Annotated in this window: 14 protein-coding genes; 8 read left to right on the top strand and 6 right to left on the bottom strand. The window is 56.8% G+C overall.

Annotated elements, in window-relative coordinates; translation table 11 throughout:
• Nucleotides 1-78 precede the first annotated feature (78 nt).
• Nucleotides 79-1857: an Ig-like domain-containing protein gene (locus HFP54_RS05255; protein ID WP_206036013.1), complete on the top strand. Its 1779-nt coding sequence runs from the start codon at nt 79-81 to the stop codon at nt 1855-1857.
• A gap of 15 nt (nt 1858-1872) precedes the next feature.
• Here the strand turns inward: HFP54_RS05255 and HFP54_RS05250 are convergent, their stop codons facing one another.
• The gene (locus tag HFP54_RS05250) at nt 1873-3447 is read right to left on the bottom strand and encodes a hypothetical protein (protein WP_168564336.1); all 1575 of its coding nucleotides are present in this window, start codon (nt 3445-3447) and stop codon (nt 1873-1875) included.
• 278 nt (nt 3448-3725) lie between these two features.
• Between HFP54_RS05250 and HFP54_RS05245 the strand changes: the two genes are divergently transcribed.
• Nucleotides 3726-6164, top strand: a complete 2439-nt coding sequence (locus HFP54_RS05245) for an HzsA-related protein (protein WP_168564335.1) — start codon at nt 3726-3728, stop codon at nt 6162-6164.
• Nucleotides 6165-6178: 14 nt separating this feature from the next.
• Nucleotides 6179-8023: a c-type cytochrome gene (locus HFP54_RS05240; RefSeq protein ID WP_168564334.1), complete on the top strand. Its 1845-nt coding sequence runs from the start codon at nt 6179-6181 to the stop codon at nt 8021-8023.
• A gap of 69 nt (nt 8024-8092) precedes the next feature.
• Here the strand turns inward: HFP54_RS05240 and priA are convergent, their stop codons facing one another.
• The gene (priA, locus tag HFP54_RS05235; RefSeq protein ID WP_168564333.1) at nt 8093-10438 is read right to left on the bottom strand and encodes a replication restart helicase PriA; all 2346 of its coding nucleotides are present in this window, start codon (nt 10436-10438) and stop codon (nt 8093-8095) included.
• A 236-nt stretch (nt 10439-10674) separates the two neighbouring features.
• On the opposite strand from priA, the gene nadD reads away from it, so the two are divergent.
• Entirely contained in the window at nt 10675-11295 is a 621-nt protein-coding gene (gene nadD / locus HFP54_RS05230; protein ID WP_168564332.1) for a nicotinate (nicotinamide) nucleotide adenylyltransferase, read from the top strand.
• A 114-nt stretch (nt 11296-11409) separates the two neighbouring features.
• Here nadD and HFP54_RS05225 read toward each other — a convergent pair whose 3' ends face one another.
• From HFP54_RS05225 to HFP54_RS05215, 3 genes are all read right to left on the bottom strand, one after another.
• On the bottom strand, nt 11410-13017 hold the full coding sequence (locus HFP54_RS05225; RefSeq protein WP_206036012.1) for a calcineurin-like phosphoesterase C-terminal domain-containing protein: 1608 nt from the start codon (nt 13015-13017) through the stop codon (nt 11410-11412).
• Nucleotides 13018-13213: 196 nt separating this feature from the next.
• Nucleotides 13214-13765 (bottom strand): NADPH-dependent FMN reductase, encoded by a 552-nt coding sequence (locus HFP54_RS05220; RefSeq protein ID WP_168564331.1) that lies wholly within the window; start codon nt 13763-13765, stop codon nt 13214-13216.
• Between the two features lie 108 nt (nt 13766-13873).
• Nucleotides 13874-14584 (bottom strand): hypothetical protein, encoded by a 711-nt coding sequence (locus HFP54_RS05215; protein ID WP_168564330.1) that lies wholly within the window; start codon nt 14582-14584, stop codon nt 13874-13876.
• A 512-nt stretch (nt 14585-15096) separates the two neighbouring features.
• Here HFP54_RS05215 and HFP54_RS05210 point away from each other — a divergent pair.
• On the top strand, nt 15097-16893 hold the full coding sequence (locus tag HFP54_RS05210; protein WP_168564329.1) for a transglutaminase domain-containing protein: 1797 nt from the start codon (nt 15097-15099) through the stop codon (nt 16891-16893).
• A gap of 7 nt (nt 16894-16900) precedes the next feature.
• On the opposite strand, the gene HFP54_RS05205 is transcribed toward HFP54_RS05210, so the two are convergent.
• A complete protein-coding gene (locus HFP54_RS05205) occupies nt 16901-17347 on the bottom strand; it encodes a bis(5'-nucleosyl)-tetraphosphatase (RefSeq protein ID WP_146410751.1) in 447 nt (148 codons plus the stop codon).
• 207 nt (nt 17348-17554) lie between these two features.
• Between HFP54_RS05205 and HFP54_RS05200 the strand changes: the two genes are divergently transcribed.
• The 3 genes from HFP54_RS05200 (at nt 17555) to glnD (ending at nt 21591) form a co-directional block, all read left to right on the top strand.
• Nucleotides 17555-18103 (top strand): cob(I)yrinic acid a,c-diamide adenosyltransferase, encoded by a 549-nt coding sequence (locus HFP54_RS05200; RefSeq protein ID WP_146410753.1) that lies wholly within the window; start codon nt 17555-17557, stop codon nt 18101-18103.
• A gap of 235 nt (nt 18104-18338) precedes the next feature.
• The gene (locus HFP54_RS05195; protein ID WP_145302971.1) at nt 18339-18677 is read left to right on the top strand and encodes a P-II family nitrogen regulator; all 339 of its coding nucleotides are present in this window, start codon (nt 18339-18341) and stop codon (nt 18675-18677) included.
• 268 nt (nt 18678-18945) lie between these two features.
• A complete protein-coding gene (gene glnD, locus HFP54_RS05190) occupies nt 18946-21591 on the top strand; it encodes a [protein-PII] uridylyltransferase (protein WP_146410755.1) in 2646 nt (881 codons plus the stop codon).
• Nucleotides 21592-21861: the final 270 nt, after the last annotated feature.

The raw sequence follows: 21861 nt of genomic DNA, 5'->3' as shown, positions 1-21861 counted from the left end.
GGGATCGGACGGGAGACTGCGATGGGCAAAACAGTGCGGTGTGCGGGTCGGATTTGCTACGTTCCGCGGTTCGAAACCATGGAATCACGCCGGTTGCTGGCCGCGATCGTGATGACGCCGGAGGAACAGTTGCACTTGGAACTGGTCAATGCGGCACGTGCCGATCCGTTGGGGACTGCCGCGCAAGCCGGATATCCGCTGAACGACGGTCTTTCCCCTGGGACAATTTCCTCAAGCCCCAAGCAACCGTTGGCCCCCAATCAACAGCTAATTGCGGCGGCACGAGGTCACAGCCGGGACATGATCGATCGTGCGTACTTCGATCACGTTTCGCCGGATGGAAAAGATCCCGGGCACCGCATCCGCGAATCCGGTTATTCGCCCCGACGCTGGGGCGAGAACATCAGCGCGATTTATGGTTGGTTTGGAGATCAGTCGGATACGCAATTCCATCACTGGAACTTGTTCGACAGTCCTCCCCACCGAGTCAATATCATGGATGACTCGTTTCGAGAGATCGGTGTCGGCGCGGTGGCAATCGACGGCGATGATCTTCTGACGCAGGTCTACGGCACTCGGAACGGGAATGCATTCTTGACGGGCGTGGCGTTTGCCGAAGCCAACTTTGATCGCATGTACTCGATCGGTGAAGAGTTGGCGGACCTTCGAATCGAAGCACGCAATCAAAATGGCGGTGTGTACGAGACCGTCACTGGACCGTCGGGCGGGTATGCACTGGCGGTTCCCAACGGTGTCTATGAGTTGACCGCGACGGGTGCAGGGCTTGATCAGCCGATTGTGGTATCGGGGGTTAACATGGCCGGTCGAAATGTCAAAGTCGACTTTATCACGGGGGTAACGGAGATTGCCCCTGATGCGTACGAGCCCAACGATGGGTTTGCCAAGGCGGTGGCTATCGACAGCGGTTCTGTGGTAATCGATGACCTGACCATTCATCACGCTGGTGACTTGGATCATTTTCGGTGGCAGGCCCGATCGGCGGGCAGCGTCACGGTCTTGCTAGAGGGCCAGTCCGATGGTGGCGACATCGATTTGTCGGTCTACGATGCCGATGAAACGTTCGTTGCAGGATCGACGAATTACGGTGACGAGGAATCGGTGGTGTTTCAGGCCGAGGCTGGGTCTGTCTATATCTTCAAGGTCGAAGGATATGTGGGCGAATTGCATCCGGCTTATCGTTTGATTGTGGAAGCTCCCCAGCCACCGAAACTGAACGATGATGGTGCGTTGACCGCGCAAGACACCTCGGTTCAGATCGATCTGCTTGCGAATGATGTTGTGGGCGATCAACCGTTGGATGCCTCGACGATGCAGATTCGTGTGCCAGCCAACAACGGAAACGTTGAAATCGATGAATCGGGGATCGCAACGTACATTCCGGATCCGGGGTTCGTTGGCACAGATTCATTCACCTACGACGTCGCTGATGAAATGCAGCGGGTTGGCGAACCCGCCGTCGTGTTTATTCATGTCGGCGTCCGGCCAGAACACAATCCACAGAATCGCTATGACGTCAGCGGTGAAGGCGACGTGTCGGCGTACGACGCGTTGCTGGTCATCAATCGGCTTGGCAGGGAATTAGGATCCACGCAGTCGGAGATCCCGGTCACTATGGCCGGTCACGGTTATCCGTTCTATGACGTCGATGGAAGTGGAACAATATCCAGCTACGACGCACTGCTGGTGATCAATCAGGTATCGCGTGGTCGCTATGCCGCGGAACCTGAATCGACGGAGGCCGACGTGCGGCGGTCGGACCGTGTCTCACCAGCGATGGAACGCAATGACGACCAGTTCGTCCAATGGATTGATGAAGGATTGAAGCAGCTGTTTTAAGTAGGCGGGCCGATTTCAGCGTTGTTCCATCCACTGCGATGCCCAATGGTTTGCTTCGACAGACTGCGATCGGCCGTTAATCGTGACTTGGATCCGCTGGTCATTGAAATTTTCAACGACCCAGCTTCCGTCACTGTAGCAATAGATCGCTGTTCGCTGAGGCGCGGTGATTGACAAATCCAGTGGCTTGAGAACCACATCTCGAAGCATCGATAATTCTTTGGCGGGCAAGGAGTAGGCGTTTTCCATCGTGCCATCCAACGTCAATATTGAGACGTGCTTACCAGAAAGGTCGATGTCTCCAGCGATCTTTTGCGCAAGCGAATCCGTCAGGATCACCGGTCGTTTGGTATGCAAAAATTGGGCAAGCTTCTTCACGAAGTCTGCATCGTGCAATGCATGCACCGAAAAGAACGCGGCGTCCGCGTCATTGGGAAAGCGATCGGTCGTGACAAACGGAATGCCCATCATCCCCACGAACTCAAAAACACGACGATCATTTTCGCCGTCGCTGTTTGGTGGTTTGTACATGGTGACGCCAATCGCCTGGCGCTTGCGGACCTGCTTGGCGAGTTGCAACAGTTCGGGGAGGGCCTTTCGTAAGGCTTCCGCGTCGGAGCGTCCGGGATCCTTGAATCGCAGATTTCCGGCGTTGAACAACATCGATTCATTGGCACCGCCCAAGATGGTTTGTCTTGCTTGGGAAAGGTAAGTCGCGGGGGTGGTTCCGAGAGTGTCGTACCAACCGCCGCCGCATTTTCGGCCACTGAGACCTTCCACCCAGGACTGCAAAAAGTAAGCGGTTGTGCGACCACGCCCGCCCCAACGCTCGTCAAATTCGTCTCGGATCTCGGTGCCAACCCAAGTCTGGTCAAACACCTGGGTTTGGCGAACGATGTCGTATCCTCGCTCTTGAAAATTGTCGTACCACTGTGGGTACTTGATGATCACCGAAACGTTTGGATTGACTTCCCTTGCCGGCTTCAGGACAAGGTTTTTGGAGACCTGAAGCATCAGTTCGCGTCGATAGTCGCTCCACTGGTCACCGTCGACGTCAAACGTTTTCCCATCGACAACGACGCGCTCAGCCGCTCGTGCTTTTTCACACTGGTCACACTGGCAATCGGTGAACCAGAAGTCATCGATCATGATTTCGTCAAACAGACCTGCGGTGAATTCGAAGATCTGTTTCGTCTGCTGTTGCGTTTCCTCGGCGGTGTAACAGGAAATCAAATTCCATCCGGTCGAAATCTTGCCGACTCGCGTGGTGGTGACACAACCAGAGACGAGAAAGCCGGCTTTGCGAAATCGGTCTCGGGCATGGGCGATGGTTTCGGATTCCGCCCAGTGCTGCGTGCGAAACGTTTCCAGATAGACCTTGGTGATTCCCATTTCGCGGCACCATTGAATCGCTTGATCAATGTCGTTGTCGTTAGCCAAGTCGGAGGTGACTTGCTGTGCCGTGAAGAGTGTCGAAAACCGATGTGTGTCGGCATGTTCTTGCGCCAATTTCCACAGGTCGGTTTGGGCGGCGGCAGAGGCGCTGAAGGCAAGAACGCCGACGATCAGAAAGGCGGGAATGCGTGACATGGTGTTCTGCCGGAAGGCGGGAGGGAATCGAAGGGGAAGCATGAATGCTCTTGGACGTGCACATTTTAGGCGAGACAAATTCGCCGTCGGAAAGCGCATGGCATCCTGCACCGCGGTGCGTCGATTTGACCGCTTTGATCTGGCAGTGATTCGTTCGCGGTTTGATACACTGGGATCACACGTGGAATCCCCTTCACGCCCGCCCCCGCCAAAGAATCCAACCGTCACGGACCGTCGGATCAAATTCGCCGACGTGCTCCGGTCGTGGATTGACCGCTATGCCCACCGTAAAGTTTTGTTGTGCGATCGGCATCCTGTTTTGCAGTTTCCGCTTCTTGGAAGCCGCATCTTTAGAACAGGATCCGTTGCCAGGCAATGTCGCGGAGATCGTGTTTGCCGAACGGTCACTGAACTATGACGGGCATTGGTACGCTAATTTCGGATACTACGCCGATGACCGAGATCGTAAAGCGTACGGGGATCTTGGACGCTTGGCAAAATTGGATGTCGCTACTGGCAAAGTCACCATCTTGTTAGACGATCCAAAGGGGGCGGTTCGCGATCCGGTCGTACACTATGACGGCCAAACGATCGTCTTTTCGTACCGCCCCGGCGATACCGATTATTACCATCTGTACGAGATTCAAGCCGATGGCACGGGGCTTCGGCAACTGACCGATGGTCCCTTTGATGATATCGAACCGACCTGGATGCCAGACGATTCGCTGGTGTTTGTTTCCACACGTGCCAAGCGTTGGGTGAACTGCTGGCTGACGCACGTCGCGGTACTGTACGCTTGCGACCGAAACGGCCAAAACATTCGCCAGTTGTCAGCCAACATTGAACATGACAACACCCCGTGGCCATTGAATGATGGCCGCATCTTGTACCAGCGTTGGGAATACATCGACCGATCACAAGTCGACTATCACCATCTTTGGACGATGAATCCCGATGGTTCCGGTGCAATGGTGTTCTATGGGAATCAAAGCCCGTCGACGTTGATGATCGATGCCAAGCCCATACCGGGAACGGACAACGTCGTGTCTATCTTTTCACCCGGCCACGGACGCAAGGAACATGCCGGCGCGGTCTACGTCGTCAGTCCCAAACGAGGACCGGATCAAGAATCGTCAGCGATTCGAATCACACCAGAGAAGGATTTCAACTATCGCGATCCCTATCCCATCACGCGAGATCTGATTCTTTGTGCCCGAACCAACAAACTGCTGTGGATTCGTTCTGATGGCCAGAAGGGTGAACTGTATCAAGTGGACGCCGAACGCGCCGAGCAATCCGTCTGGGTTCACGAACCACGTCCCCTGGTCCCGAGGCAACGCGAGCCGGTCATTCCATCGCGGGTCGATGCAAGCCAAGCGACTGGACGAATGTTTTTGTCGGATGTCAATCAAGGACGGCGGATGAAGGTGGGCGGGAAACCGATCACTCGTCTGCTGGTGGTCGAATCCTTACCAAAGCCGATCAACTACACCGGTGGTATGGAACCGATCAGCTATGGCGGAACCTTCACGCTGGAAAGACTGTTGGGAACGGTTCCCGTCGAAGCAGACGGGTCTGCATTCTTTGAAGTGCCGGCGTTGCGATCGTTGTTCTTTATCGCGGTCGATGAGGATGGGGACACCGTGAAGCGTATGCAGTCGTTCACCAACGTGATGCCCGGTGAGACCACCGGCTGTGTCGGATGCCACGAGCATCGGACACAAAGTCCCGACATGATCGACACCACCCAGGACTATCTCGCGATCGGCCGGCCGCCAAGTCAAATTCAGCCCATCGAAGGTGTTCCCGATGTTTTTGACTTTCCGCGTGACATCCAGCCCATCTTGGATCGACATTGTGTCACTTGCCACTGTACGGAACGTCGCGACGGCGGTGTGATGCTAACGGGAGATCACGGGCCGGTTTACTCGCACAGCTATTACATGCTGACGTATTTGAAGCAGTTCGTTGACGGACGCAACGAGGCGAAAAGCAATCTGTCACCTTATTCCATCGGTGCCGTGGTCAGTCCGTTGATGCAAAAGTTGTCAGGCGAACATCATGGCGTCATGGCAACCGAGTCGGAACGAAAGATCGTGAAGTACTGGATTGAGACGGGGGCACCCTATCCAGGGACCTATGCGGCGTTGGCCAGCGGAATGATTGGCGGCTATCAAGAAAACAAACAGGTGCATCATACGGGTCGGGAGTGGCCGGAGACGGTTTTGGCCGCGTCGGCGATTCGGCGACGATGCGTTTCTTGTCACGAGAAGATTCCGAAGGATCTTTCCGACAATTCCCAGATCTCGTTTTGGCGTCCGACGTGGGACGAGCCGAATTTGGGGAGAACACGTCACATCGTTTTCAATCTGACACATCCCGAGAAGTCTTTGGTCCTGCGGGCACCGCTGGCCAAGGACGCAGGGGGCGATGGCCGTTGCGGTGACAAACCCGTGTTTCGGTCTAAAGACGATCCCGACTATCAAGCAATTTTGTCGATGATTCGCGCCGGGCATCAAGATTTGCAGAAGCGAAAGCGGTTTGACATGCCGGGGTTTGAACCAACCTGGCCCTATGTCCGAGAAATGAAGCGGTTCGGAGTTTTGCCAGCGGAGTTTCAATTCGGACGCGATGCCATTGATGTGTACGAAACAGATCGGGCTTATTGGGAATCGCTTTGGTATCATCCGGTGGATCACGAGGTCACAGTGCCATGAAAAGGTTCGGTCGGATGCCAAAGTTGCTTGTCGTGTTCTGGTTAGGATTGCTGGTTTGGGAATCTCATTTTGGCCGGGCGCGGACGGCCGATGCCGGTGCTTCTGAATTCAAGTCTCCGATGCATTTGCTTGTCTCGGAAGACCAGCAAACGTTGTTTGTGTGCGAGACGACCGGACAAGCGCTCGCGGTCATTGATACTGAAAATCGAGGGCTACGAAAGAGAATCCGGTTGCCGGAGAATCCAACCGGGGCGGCGATTCTGGATTCAAATCGCTTGTTAGTGACCGCCGGTGCCGCTGACGGGGTGGTGCTGGAGGTGGACGTTGAATCGTCGAAGGTGAGTTCGATCCAACATGGGCTGCATGCGCCGGTTGCTCCCGTGGTCGATGCAAAGCGGAAACGAATCTACGTCGCTGATCGATATCGATCCAGCATCGTTGTGATGGGGTTGGACGGCAGGGTGATCGAACGTGTGGCGGTGTCACGCGAACCCTGTGCCGCGGTGATGACCCCTGATGGTCGAGCGTTGGTCGTTGCACACGAATTGCCCGATGGCACCGCCGACGGTCAATACTTGGCGTCAAAGGTGGTGTTGATCGACCTCGATTCGCTGCACACGGTCACGCTTGAACTGCCCAACGGATCCAATTCGCTACGGGACGTTTGTGTGGATGCCGATGGTCGGTTTGCATACGTGACGCACGTTTTGGCCAGGTATCGATTGCCGACCACTCAGTTGGAACGAGGTTGGATGAACACCAATGCGGTGACAGTGATCGATGTTCCGGAACAGCGAGTGGTCAACACGGTCTTGCTGGATGAAATCGATCGTGGGGCTGCCAATCCGTGGGGCGTTGCGGTTGATGGGGGCGGCAGTCGACTTTGTGTTGCCCATGCGGGCACGCAAGAAATTAGCGTGATCGATCGGGCGGATTTGCATCACCGATTGAACGAAGTGGCAGCCGGTCGAAAGGTGACCGAGGTGTCGAATCAAGCGAAAAACGTTCCCAACGATTTGGCATTCTTGGCGGGGGGGCGACAACGCATCGACGTGAACGGCAATGGTGCCCGGTCGCTAGTCATCTTTGGTGACACCGTGGCAGTCGCCATGTTTTTTACGGACGAAATCGCTTTCGTTGATTTGTCGGGGACGAATCCGAAGCAAGTCGGCCGATTGAAGCTTGGCGATGATGTGGAGATGACGCCGCAGCGTCGGGGCGAGATGTTTTTCCATGATGCTTCATTGTGTTTTCAGACTTGGCAAAGCTGTTCCAGTTGCCATCCCAGTGATGGGCGGGTGGATGGATTGAACTGGGACTTGCTGAACGATGGGATCGGCAACCCGAAGAACACCAAGTCGTTGTTGCTGTCGCATCAGACGCCGCCGGCTATGGCACTGGGCGTTCGTGCGAATGCGGAAGCCGCCGTGCGTGCCGGGATTCGGCACATTCAATTCGCCGTGCGTCCGGAGGCGGATGCGTCGGCAATCGACGAGTATTTGAAAAGCCTGCGTCCGATGCCCAGCCCCCACCGTATCGATGGCCAACTGAGCGAAGCGGCCCAGCGAGGTCGCGAGGTTTTCGCCACATCGGGCTGCATCCACTGCCACGCCGGACCGAACTTCACCGAAGGCAATGCTTATGACGTGGGGACTGGTTTGAATCGGGAACGTGGAAAGCGATTTGACACACCGTCGCTGGTGGAAGTCTGGCGTACCGCGCCGTATTTGCACGACGGACGTGCGGCCACCATCGAAGACGTCTTGGTGAAGTTCAATGAAAATGATCGTCACGGACGAACGTCCGAATTGAGTGACGAACAGGTCAATGATCTGGTGGCGTACGTTCTGTCGCTGTAATCAGGTGGGAAGGTTGCTCAGCGATTCGATGCCAGGCACGAGTGAGTGGTGAATCAGGATTTAGTTTGGCTACAGCATGTCCATCGGGTCGATGTCCACGACGTACTGGACGTCATCCTTTTCGGGGATACGGAAATCCTGGCAAGCACGCCGAATGGTTTCGCCCAGCGGGCCGGATTCCGGGCACTGCAGTAGAGCGTGGAAACGAAACTTGCCGCGTAGACGAGCAATCGGGGGCGGGGCAGGGCCCAGGATGCGAATTTCGTGTTTCAGCAAGTCCCGCGTTGCTTCGATGCGTCCCACCAATTCTTCGGCGATACGTTCGGTGGTCTCTTCTTCGGTGCCACGGATGATGATCCGAGCGACGCTGCCCCACGGCGGGTAGTTGTACTTCTTTCGGTTGACCAATTCGTCTTCGGCAAACCCGATGTAATCGTGCCGCGATGCCGCTTGGATAGCGGGGTGTTCCGGGGAATAGGTTTGCACGATCACGCGACCACCGCGGTCACCACGGCCGGTTCGTCCGGCGACTTGGGTGACCAGTTGGAATGTTCGTTCAGCGGCGCGAAAATCGGGGAAGTGCAGGGCACTGTCGGCGTTGATCACGCCAACCAATAACACGTTGGGAAAGTCCAAGCCTTTGGCGATCATCTGTGTTCCCAACAGGATGTCGATCTTTCCTGATCGAAATGCTGAGAGCACCTTTTGGTGGCTGCCCGGTCGCCGCATGGTATCGCTGTCCATCCGTGCGACATTGGCGTTGGGGAACCGTGCCTTGACTTCGACTTCTAGTTTTTGTGTGCCCAGGCCTCCGTATCGGATACCGTCGAATCGGCATGCCGGGCACCATGGAGGCGTCGCGATGCAAAAGTCACAGTAGTGGCACATCGCTTTGCCGCCGTCGCGATGGTGCGTCAGTGGCATGTCGCAATCCGGGCACGCGACAACGTGACCGCACGATGGGCACTGGATGGTGGTCGCAAACCCTCGCCGATTTAGCAGCAAAATGCACTGGCCCTTTTCATGGATTGTTTCTTGAACCGCTTGATGAAGCGGGCGGCTGATCGCACCCACGGTTCGATCGTCTTTGATGCGCATGTCGACCAATTGAACGTCGGGCATGGCCCGGTCATGCACTCGATCAGGCAGCGATAGACGTTCGGCGTGGCCGGTTCGTGTGGCATGCCAAGATTCCAGCGACGGCGTGGCGGAACCCAGCAGCACGGGAATGCCCAGTGAATTTGCACGAGCGATGGCCACCTTTCGGGCGTGATATCGAGGCTGGGTGTCCTGTTTGAACGAACCATCGTGTTCTTCATCGATGATGATCAGCCCCAGTTTGGGCAGGGGGGCGAACACGGCGCTTCGCGGGCCGATGACGACTTGAACTTCGCCGCTGCGGATTCGCTGCCATTGGAAATGGCGTTCGGCGGGCGTCATCTGGCTGTGTAAAACCGCGACGCTATCGAAGCGTCGTTCGAAACGTCCCCGTGTTTGCGGAGTCAGGCTGATTTCGGGCACCAACACGATCGCACCGCGGCCGAATTTCACCAAGTGTTCGATTGCACGAATGTAGACTTCGGTTTTTCCACTGCCGGTCACGCCATGCAGCAGCATGACCTTGGTTTTCTCCGATTCAACGGCTTGATTGATCTGTTTCAATGCGTCCGATTGCGAGTCAGTCAGATGGTGTGTTTTCTCCGCTTCCCCGTCGTTGATTTGCCAGCGGGTGGACATGCCGCTGTTTTGTTCACGTCGGCGTTCGCTGGACAGCAATCCCTTTTTGTGTAGACGCCGAATCGGGTCTTCGGTGCAACCGACTTGGATGCTGATCTGGGCCGCCGTCATGGGGGCGTTTGCGGCCAGCAGTATTCGCGCAACAGCTTGTTGCTTGGGTGACAGGCCGGCTACGATTTCTTCTGTCAAATCTTTGGGGTCGGCCCGGAAATACGTCTTCTGTTTCGTGCCGGCGCTGCTTCGTACGCTGGACGGAATCAGCGTGTCGAAGACTTGTCCGGCGGGTGCCTGGTAGTAGTGGGCGATCCAAAGGACCAGTCGAACCAAAGCTGGATCGCACAGAGGTTCCTCGTCCAGCAGTTCACTGATCTCACGCAGTTTGTGCCGGCTTTTGCCGGCCATGTCGACATGGATGCACCAGCCCATCGTGCCGCCCCGTCGTCGTCCCAGCGGGACACGGACTCGCGACCCGGGTTGGATGTGTGACCGCATTGCATCGGGAATTGCGTAGTCATACGGGCCGTGCGGCGACTGGCTGAAGACAACGCGGGCGATTGCGGTTTCTTCGGCTGCGACCAATTCCCAGGGCGGCGGCGATTTATCGAACAGATCCACCTGACGCGACGCGTCATCCCCGCGGTTGCGGTGGGGCGGATCGTGGTCAAAATCGTGCGTCATGGCGTTGCCCGACGGCGGACTCGTGTCGTGGGGGGCGTGATTGCAGGCATCTGTCAACATAATGCATCCCTTCGAAAGTGTCGTTGGCTGGCATTTTGCCGATGTCGTTGACACGTCTGGTCACCCGCGGGGCGAACTGAGGCATGCGGATGCGTTGGGGCCATGGCTCGAGAATGATTCACGGTCGAAAGATGGCCGTCGTTGCCCGGACCGATAGACAAGAGTGACATTTCATCATGCGTATTGGCGTTTTTGGGGGATCGTTCGACCCGGTGCATCTGGGGCATTTGTGGATCGCCGAATCAGCAATCGAAACACTGGGGTTGGACCAATTGAGGTGGATCCCGACGGCGACGTCCCCGCTGAAACAGGATCGGCAGGCGGCCGCGGATGAAACCCGTGTGGCCATGCTGCGGTTGGCATTGGGCGGTGCCGACCAACACATCGTCGACGATCGCGAAATTCGCCGGGGTGACGTTAGCTATACCGTCGACACCTTGGCGGAGCTGAAAGCAGAATTTCCCGACGATGATCTGGTGTTGATCGTCGGCAGCGATTTGGTCCCCACCTTGCCAAAGTGGCGTCGACTGCAAGACATCTTGTCCCTGGCCCAACTGTCGGTGTTTCATCGCGGCGGCGAACCGCCGATCGACTTTGGGGGGCTGGAGCAGGCGTTGGGTGCTTCGGTCGTCGGTCGTCTGAAAGACAGTCTTGTCGAAGTCCCGCGGATTGAAGTTTCCAGCAGCGAGATTCGCCAGCGGGTGGCCCGCGGAAAAAGCATTCGGTTTCGCGTGCCCCACGCGGTCGAAATGCTAATCAAGACCGAATCGCTATACCGACGATCCGCAGAGGCCTGAGGTCCGCGATCGTTCCGATGCTTCGGTCCGGTCAACGGATAGACTTAAGCTTTCAATCACAGCAGCATCGCACCGGCGGTACGATCACCGGTGGGAACAACCACTGCAAGCTGACTATTCGACCCGCATGATTCGGTGATCGATGATTTCACGGCCATCGGCAAAGACCGCTTTGACTTCGATGCGGTGCGTGCCGGCTGGCAAATGTGTCGGCAGCATTCCGCGGAACATGTGTGGCGTTACGTGCGGTTTGGGCAAGTCGATCCACGTTCGCTCGGCCAGAGCTTCTTCGGACCGTTTAGCACGAACGTATGCCGGGTCTTCGATGCGGATCGCGTCCATGTCCGACCAGTCAGCATCGTTCACGCGAATTTGGCACTGGGTGTTCGCATCGGCGGCGAACACGTTGGCGATTGCAACGGTGGTTGCCAGATCTGATGACGCGACCTGTTCGGGCAAGTAGATGTTCATTTGGTGTTCGGCGGGACGGCTGGCCGCACGAAAATCCAACGAATAATTTTGGCCGTCAAACGACATGATGGAATAGCCGTTGGGGGCACCGTCGCTCATCGTGGCGTGCGGGATTCCACGTTCATCAGGTTGGCCACGCCACCAACTGCCACACACCGTGACGTTGATGATGTGGTGATGAGGCTTGGGGCCTTGCCAGCCGTCTTCGTCACCGATCAGCACGTGCTCCATGTAGTGCGTGTGAGCGGAGATTGAAACCGTGGCGGGGCGTTTTTCGATCAGTCGATACAGATCTTGGCGGTCGTCGACGTTTTGCAGGGGGATGTGCATCATCAGCACGACCAATTGATCCTCAGGGATCATGGCCAAATCGTTACGGATGAAGGTCAATTGATCTTCGCCCAATCCACCGTGATAGTGGGCCCGCTGACCGTCGTGCTTGGCGACCCAGGTCACGTCATCCAAAACCAAGAAATGCGTCGGGCCGTGATCAAAAGAGTAGTAATTCGGGCCGTAGTGACTTTCGAACGTTTCATCGCTCAGTCGATCGTTCGGCGCGTCGTAGTTGATGTCGTGATTGCCGATCACGTTGTACCAGGGGATACCGATCAGCGCGATGGCTTGATTCAACGGTGGCATCACCGACAGGTCATCGAACACGATGTCGCCCAGCGTGACACCGAACGAGGCGCCGTGACCATCTTCGGCAATGATCTGTTCGATCACATCGTGCGCCATGTATTCGACTTCCTTGACGTTGCGTGGTTGGGTGTCGCCGAACAACAAGGCTTTGAATTGGTCCGGTTCGTCACGACGTGTCAAAGGAAAGTCGACGGATTCGGGCAGCGGCCCGGTCGGTTCGACGCCGGGATATCGAAAGTCCTTGGGCGATCCGTTCGGCTTATGGATGTAATAGAACTGAGGCAGATTGTCGGAATCGACCGGTGTCATCCAGTTGCGAGGTTTGATGACGAACAGAATCGTGTCGTCGGTGACCGGCAAGCTGTACTTTCCATGCTGGTCGGTTTTGACGATGTCCCTTCCGTTGCTGACCTTAATGTTTGCCAATCCGGGTTCGCCTTCATCACGAATGCCATTCGCATTGACGTCTTCGAAAACAGTGCCGACGGCGGTTTGGCCGTTAGCCGGGGCGTGATGCGAATCGTGTTGGTGGGCGGTCAGATTCGCGCCGCAGATCGCGACAATCGCGGCCGCAAAAATGGATCGAGTACGAGGGAACCGGATGTTCACGAGAGACCTCAGGCAGGGGCATGGTTGGGATGTCGAAGCATCGGCCGCACCGCCACTGGGAAGTGGTGAATTAGGGCGAGGCGGGCGGCCGAGTTTCCTTTGAAGACAGAACTGTACTCGTTGGTTTCAGAATGATCGCCGTTAGATTCGTAAAGGCCCGATGAAGATTTCCTGAGGCTCACCTCCATTCCGGGGCCTAGGCGTCGTCGTCGGCTTCACCGGAGGGTTGAGCCAGCAGGGCGTCGGAGATCGTCAGCGTTTCGCGGATCAGCAGATCGACGCGGTCAGAAATGCTGTCGTCGGCCAGGGAGTTGCCTTCGAAACTTTCGCCGGTCGCATAGATGAAACGCGGCACGATCAGACAGCGAAAATCCAACATCAGACTGTTCGCCAGCCCCATCGCTGACATGTAACTACCGGCACCGCCGGCGGCCAACATCAGTCCAACGACCTTGTCGGTCCATGCTTTGCCGGTCAATTCCACCGCATTTTTGATCGCCGCATTGACGTCATAGTTGTAGACCGGCGACGCGATCAAAATGGCGTCGGCGTCGCGAATCCGTTGGGCCAGATCGGCCACGTTCTCGTGCCCATAGGCGGTGGCGCCGTCGCAGGGGGGCAGTGGGGTTTCGGCCAGGTCAAAGAAATAACACTGACGGCCCTGTTGGTCCAAACGTTGATACGCCGCCTTGGCCAAAATGCGGCTGCGGCTGGTCGGGTGCAGGCTGGAGCTGAGAACAAGCAACATGAACGAATCCTTGGCGTGGTGAATCGCCAACGATTGTTTCGGACCTTACGTCCAGGGGGAAGGCCGCCGGTGACGGCTTTCCCGACGTGCTGGCTTTTTCCAGAGGCTTCAAACGCCCCAGGATTCGGCGTCCAAGCTCGTTTCTGAATCCATCCCCAAACGATTCTTCAGCATGGTGAATCGGTTCAAATAGGCTTCGCTGCTGCTGTGAACATGTTCCGCCTCGGTGATGAATTTCAGTTTTTCATCGGGGTACACGTCGCCTTGGATCAGCACTTGGCGAAAGTCGTCCAGCGGTTCGCCGTAGGCGATCAACAGTTTGTGCTCGTCCAATTGGACTTCCTGTTTCTTGGCCGGGTTGATCACCGCGATCCCGGTGCAGCCGTCATTAAGCAGCAGGTCTTCGAATTCCCACAGGATACTCTTCAGCACCGGGACATCGATGTGTTCGCGATACAGATCTTCGTCACGGCCGCGAGCGTGATGGCTGGATTCCAGCGCGACGTCGACCACCGCGCCGAGCGGTTCGACCAGTTCCAGGAACAGTTCCATTAGGCTGCCGCGTGTGGCGGAAGCCATGATCACCGGGGTCCGTGTCTTGCTGGCTTCGTCGACGTATTCGTCGTATCGGAAGCCTTGCCTTGGTTTGATTTGCACGTCGTAGGACGGTCGGATCGCGTCGGTCAATTCGAACGCATCGTAGGTCCGGATGCCCATGTGGACTTGCAGTTCTTCGTCGCTGAGCGATTCAAAGCTTCCCGATGCTTTGCCGGTGGCGTCGCTGGCGTTGGTTCGAAGGATGCGTTTCAGGAAGCCCATAATTGAAACTCTGTGGCGTTAGCCCTTGGATAATGACGACCCCGTCTTGGTCGCCTCGGATGCCGTGCGTGTGCGAAACTTGATCGACCGCACCGACGACCCTGTACACCCAACGCTAGGCCCCGATCCGCCCGCAAGCGTGCCGAAGTGAACCGCCGAACGGCAAATCTGGGAACCGAAGGTCACCCCAAGCGTCAAAGCCGGAACAGTCGATACGACCGCGCTGACTGCGATAGCCGATGCATGATCGCCCGCCTGCGGCCGGCGGCGTCATCGAATGGTCCGGCGGCGGAGCGACAAATCGGGCAGGCGGGATAGACTGGTGGCAGACACCCGGCGTTGCTTGTTGTCCCTGGACAGGTCGTTATCGCGACCGGCCCGGCGGTTTTCCGATGGGGGTTGGGCGTGTTCCAATGGTGCGATCGGATGGACCGGATGTACGCACGGCATCATTGAATCCCGGCTTTTCTTTGATCCCCCATTGCTTCTTACTGGCACGGTTAGGACCCAACATGATCGATCCCATCGCAGATTCGCCTCACGCGATCCGACAGACCGTGTGGGCCTTGCCGCTGACGCACGGACTGGGGGTGATATTGGCACTCGGTTTTTGCGTGGGATGCGATTTGCCGGAACGACCGATCGTGGATAAGAAGCCCGCGGCCCGGCCGACCCTGCCCAGCGACGAAGAAACGTTTGAGGTTCCCACCACGGTGTGGAACGACGACTGGGACGCCTGGTTTTACTACGTGATGGATCAGCGTCCGGTCGGGTACAGCCACATTTCTGCCCGCATGGGCGCCCAACGCCGCGACGACTTTTTGATCGATGTGCCTGCCGCGCCGGCGCTGGAACTGATGCGGACCGAGACCCGCTCCAATTCGCTGTGGTTTGATGTCCGCGATGTGATCCGATTTGATCGCGGAAATGCCTCCTTTATCCAATCGCTCAGCCAGGTGACGCGTGAGTCGGTCGAGGGGGAGCTGCGTTCGTTTTGGAGCCAGTTGAGGGTGGGCCCCGCCGAAACCCAATCGATCGGCGTTGTCGAAAACGATCAACTGTCGATCGAAACATTTCGCGGGCAACGTCGGATCACACAAAACGCTCCATGGGAAGACAGTGTGCGCGGGGCGATGGCGGTGATTCAGTCGCTGCAGTCCAGTCCCATGCAGCCGGGAGAAACGCGAAAGATCAAACACATTCTGCCAATCACGAATGAACTAGCCACGGTCAATCTGAGCGCCATTTCCAAGACATCTGTGCCCTGGCACGACGGTACCACGCGAATGTTGTTGGAAGTCATCGAAGAAGTGAACACTGGCGGACAAACCAGCAACGAATTGGTCTTGTGGGTCGACGATGAGGGCCAGATCCAGCGGACGTTCACACCCGCGCTTCGACTGTTGTCGTATCGCGTCAACAAAGAAGAATTGCCTGACTTGTTGGAGCCGGCGGATGGCCCGGGAGCCCAGCTGGACATCGACAACTTGGCAATGACGCCCCCGGCATGGGCGGCGGTCGAAGGTAAAAAAATCGATGCCCCCGAGCGGGCGTCCCGAGTGGCTTTTGTGATCACGCCGATCCGCGAAAATCCGGAGCAGCCGACGGTCCTGGAACCTGCACCGGATCAGTATTTCAATCGCATGAAGGACGGGCGGATTCGTCTGTTGATCAGCCGCCAACGTGAAAAAGTCAGTCAGGGATTCGAACCGTACGAAACGGAATCCGGCCCCGGCGACACTCGCCCGACGTCTTTATTGAACTTCAACGCATCCAATGTTCGAGAACTGGGACGCGTTGCGTTGAAAGGGCTGGACCTGACCGAGCGTGACATGGCGGTGGAACTGAATCGTACAGTCCACACTTTGGTTCAGCAGTCCACCTACGCGGGACAGTTCACCCGGGCGTCGGATGTTTTGCTGGCGTCCCAGGGTGGTGCAATGGAGTCTTCGGTCTTGCTGGCCGCTCTTTTGCGTGAACGCAAACTACCGTCGCGGTTGGCGCTGGGGTTGGTCTATGTGCCCGGCGACCAGCCCAAGTTGGCATTCACCGTCTGGACGTTGGCGTTGGCCGATGGCAGCTGGGTTTCATTGGATCCGGTGACCGGACGCGAAGCACCGGCTGATCGTATCGTGCTGAAGATGTTGGACACGACCAAACCGATTGATCGCGATGTGTTCGTGCCGATCTTTCAGTGGATGCAGAACACAAAAATACGTGTCCAGGGATTCTCTTTGAAGAAGGAAGAAGAACCCGTTGCCGAGGACGATGATTTGAACTCGGAATTGCTGTTGCCGCTAAGCCAGTGACCGGCGGCTAGGGGGTATCGCCCCAGAACTGCGCAACACTTTTCAGCAATGGGTCGATCGTTTGCGGCTGAATGGCGTGTGGCGGTGCCCAGGCCCACCATCGGAATCCTTCGTGTTCGGTCAGTTTGATTTCGGGTTTATGATCGATGTGCCCTAAGAAGTAGGTCACCACTTTCTCATACGATTGTCCGGCCCATTTCTTGTACTGGACGGGATAGCGGATTTGGAAACGAAAGTCCGGGTCCCATCGCACAAGGTCCGGGGAAACACCAATCTCTTCTTCCATTTCCCGCTTGGCGGTCTGTAAATCGTCTTCGCCCGGATCGCGGTGCCCTTTGGGCAAGTCCCAGCGATTCGGGTGTCGCATCAACAGGAACTCGGTGACCGGATCACCGGTAACCAACAGCACCCCCGCCGCATAAACCTTGCCGTCGTCAGCGATGTGTTTCGTCATAAGGGGTCAAGCGATCCGAACAGAAGTAAACCGGAAGCGACGCGTGCCAAGCTGACCCGCATTGGAATCCCATGACCGGGCGTCTGGGGGACTTGTCGTCTTGGTGCGAACGTCTACAAAGCAATCGAGCCAAGCAGGATTGGCTCCTTGCCTGAGGCGAGTCAAGTCGAAACGTATCATCCGCGAACAAGTGAAAGCCCGGCTCAAGTGAAAATCTATACCCGAAGCGGTGACGGTGGCAGTACGGGATTGTTCGGTGGGCCTCGTGTTGAAAAGGACGATGTCCGGATCGAAGCTTACGGAACCGTCGATGAACTGAATGCCGTTTTGGGATGGTCGCGGTCGGCGGGATTGCCCGAAGCGATCGATGGTCAAATCGAAAACGTCCAAAGTGAATTGTTTTCGTTGGGCGCGGAATTGGCGACACCCGAGCCGGACAAGCACGGCTTGCGGGTGATCGGATCCGACCACATCGAACGGTTGGAAACTTGGATCGACGATGCCGAGCGGTCACTGCCCGAATTAAAGTCGTTCATCTTGCCGGCCGGTGATGAGGCGTCCACCCGGTTGCACATCGCACGCGGGGTCTGTCGCCGAGCCGAACGCCGGGTCGTATCGCTCCGTCGCCACGTCGGTGATGCGATATCGGAAGATCTGGTGATCTATTTGAACCGTCTCAGCGATTTCCTGTTTGTCCAGGCAAGGGCAGCCAACCATCGGACGGGGCAGGGCGATCAGCCCTGGCGAAAACCCTAGCCAAAGGCCCTGATTTTCGCTCTGTGACGGGCATTGTGGCGATGGTCCGCCACGGCCTGCACATCGGCGTCGCCCGGCTGTTCCCAAGCCCTCGACGTTGTACAATGCACGTCGAAATTGGGACTCTCGTTCGGACGATTTGATCTGTCGTTCGGCGGCCCACCCGTCCATCGGCTCGCCGCGTCTCTGCCGGTAGCCAACCCTATGATCAGCTGCCTGTTAGAGGATATCGGTCGTGAAGAAAGTCGAAGCCATCGTCCGCCACTTCAAATTGGAAGACGTCAAAAACGCGTTGACTGACCATGGGATCCACGGAATGACGGTCAGCGAAGTTCGTGGTTTTGGCCGTCAAAAAGGGCACACCGAAATCTATCGCGGCACGGAATACGCCATCGATTTCGTTCCCAAGGTGAAGATCGAAGTCATCTGTACCGACGAGAACTTGCAAACGGTGATCGACACCATTTTGCAGACCGCCCAAACCGGCCAGATCGGTGACGGTAAAATCTTCGTGACCAATTTGGAAGATTCGATCCGGATCCGTACCGGCGAGCGCGGCGAAGAAGCGCTGTAGGCGACGCCGAAGTATCGCGCCGATGGTGATGTTCGTCGCGGTCTTCCGGTCCGGACCAGCATCGGTTTTCTGCGTCGGGAGTCTTTCGGTCGGTGAAGTCGCCAAGCAGGGCTCAGTGGCCGGGGACGTTTGCTTCGATGCAAGCCACGGACCGATTGGTGCGACAGGTTTTGGCCGTCATGCCGTATGACGGTCGATGGGAACAATAGGCGGCCGCCGTGGATCGCGACCGTCTTGTTTGCGGAATTGATTCACAGAATCGAATTACATGTCTTTTCAACCGGTCGTTCTAGCAGCGCGAGAGCGACTGGCTCAGGTACGCGAAAAGATCCGTGGCCAACACGCCGACGGGTCGCCCGGATTTCAAGTCGCCAATCGTATGGCCGACTTGTACGACGATGTCGTCTTGATGGTCTGGGAATCCGCATCACGGAAGTTGCAGCACGATCTGGGGTTTCGCGGTTTAGCGTTGGTCGCGCACGGCGGATTCGGACGTCGCGACTTGGCACCGTTTTCCGACGTCGATTTGATGTTGTTGACGACGGCACGATCGGCCGGATTGGCGACCGAGGTTGCCGGGATTCTGACACGTGATTTGGTCGATGCCGGGCTGGACCTGGGGTTTTCCATTCGCGGTCCGGCCGAAGCCTGCAAACGGGCCTGGACAGATCCCGTCATTTTTTCATCGCTGGCGGAATCACGTTTTCTGGCGGGCAGTTCCACGGTGTTCGGTCAATACTTTGATCGATTGCGAAAGGGCAGCATCCGACGCCAGTATCGTTTGACCAAAGCGGTGGTCGAAGCGCGAAGAAGCGAACGCCTGAAATGGGGCGAGACAAACTATCTGTTGCGTCCGAACGTCAAGAAGTCGCGTGGTGCACTTCGTGACATCCAGCTGGTGCGTTGGATCGGGTTTGCCCGCAGCGGCGAATCGGATTTGGAGAAGCTTTATCGGCTGGGAGCGCTTCCGGCGGAAGATTTGCGACAACTGCGTCACGCATACGCGTTCATGTTGCGGTTGCGGAATGAGTTGCACTTTCGGGCCGGCCGCAGCCAAGACGTGCTGGATCGCGCGACGCAAATGGAGATCGCTGAACAGTGGGGATATGAGAACAGCGAAGGGGTGTTGGCGGTCGAGCATTTCATGCAGGACTATTTCGAACACACACAGAATGTTCGCTATGCCGCCGCCTATTTCACCGACGACACGCTGTCACAATCACGATTGTCACGCGTCAGTGAACGGGCACTGTCACGCAAGTTGACCGAAAACATCCGGATGGGGCCGACGCAAATTTGGGTGGTCGATTCCGATTTGGATCGCTTCGCCACCAGCCTGCCGGACGTGTTGCGTTTGATGAATCTGGCCAACCAGCACTTCAAACGGATTTCGCACCGAACTTGGCAAGCGATTCGGCATTCGATGGCCCGTCGCAACCCCAGTCCACCAGATCCCGATTCGATCAATGCGTTTTTGGGCCTGTTAAGCAAGCCCGGGCGTTTGGCGTCGCTGTTGCGGCGGTTGCATGAATTGCGTGTCTTGGAACAGCTGATTCCACCGATGAAGCGGTGCCGAGGCTTGTTGCAGTTCAACGCGTATCACAAGTACACGGTCGACGCACACTGCATTCGCGCGGTCGAAGCGGCAACGAAGTTGGAAGAATATTCGTCGTCGATGGCACGGCGGTATGCCCGGCTGAAAGACAAGGCCATTCTGCACTTGGCCCTGCTGATTCATGACCTTGGCAAAGGTTATGAAGAAGACCACTGTGAAGTCGGGCGGCGGATCGCCGGTGAAATCGCGGATCATCTGGAGTTGGACGACGCCAGTCGCGAAACTTTGCAATGGCTGGTTCACAAACACTTGATTGTCAACGTCGCCGCATTCCGCCACGATCTAAATGATTCCCAAGTGGTGTTGTCGTTCGCCGCAGAAGTCGGGTCGATTCGAAGGCTGGAGTTGCTGATCGTGCACGCCGTGGCGGACTTGATTGCCGTCGGCCCCGGCGTGGCTTCCGATTGGAAAATGAATCTGATCGAAGACTTGTACTTGCGGACCCGACGCTATTTCGAATCCGGGACGTTGCCCGATGAGATGGATGCTGAAACCGCCAGCCAACGCAAACAGATTGCCGAGCAGTTGGCGGACTCGGGTGCACCGAAGATCGGTTTGGATATTCTGAACGCATTGCCGTTATCGATTCTTCGGCGAATCACACCGGACCAATTGGTCGGCGAATTGACAGGCATCGCCCAATGGTATGAAACCGGGCGTTCATCGTGCTGCGTCGCAAACTATGACTCCAGTTTCTTGGCGATGCGATACACCGTGTTGCATCGCGAAGCACGCCGAAATATTGGAACGTTCGCACGCAGCACCGGCGCGCTTAGCGGTTTGGGGTTGCAGATCATGCGCGCCGATGTCGACACGATCGAAGTGGATGATCAAGAGGTGGCGTGGGATTCGTTTTGGGTGTTGGACCCCGATCATGAAGACCCGCCACCACAGCACCGGGTGAATGAAGTCTGCAACCACGTTTGCCGATTGTTGGCCGATCCCACAGCGCCGGTGACTGCCCACCGAGATACATGGCGTGGCGCATCGATCCGTGAACCTGATTCGGTGGATGTGTTGCCAACGAAGGTCACCTTCGATAACGACACGTTGGAACAGTACACCATATTGTCGTTGTTCGCTTATGATCGTCAGGGCTTGTTGTATCGCGTGGCCCGGGCGATGGCGGAACTATCGATCGTGCTGCACTTTGCCAAGATCGACACACACCTGGATCAGATCGCCGACGTCTTTTATGTCACCGAATCGGATGGCAACAAGATTGTCGATCCGACACGCCAAAAAGTCGTCCAGCAGTCCATCTTGGAATCGCTGGAAATGGCCGGGCGTCGCGTGTAAGACTTTGCCGGTTTTGCAGCAAAGATCGATCGACGTCATCGAATCGGAATGACGAAATCAAGACGATCGATTCGGATCGAAGGATCACCAATGTTGATGCGAATCGGCGAACGATTTTGGATCGCATTGGTTCTCACGCGGGGGGCTTTCAAAGCCTACGCCAAATTTCTGCAGCTTGTTTGCACCGGCGCAACGGCGCGGCAATGGTTTGGTGGTTCAATGACCGCCTTCGTTTGTTGATTCCCCCGCCGCGGTAACCAACCCGCGGAT

This window comes from Crateriforma spongiae, assembly GCF_012290005.1.
Lineage (GTDB): Bacteria > Planctomycetota > Planctomycetia > Pirellulales > Pirellulaceae > Crateriforma > Crateriforma spongiae.
This window is presented reverse-complemented; position numbering and strand designations above follow the sequence as displayed.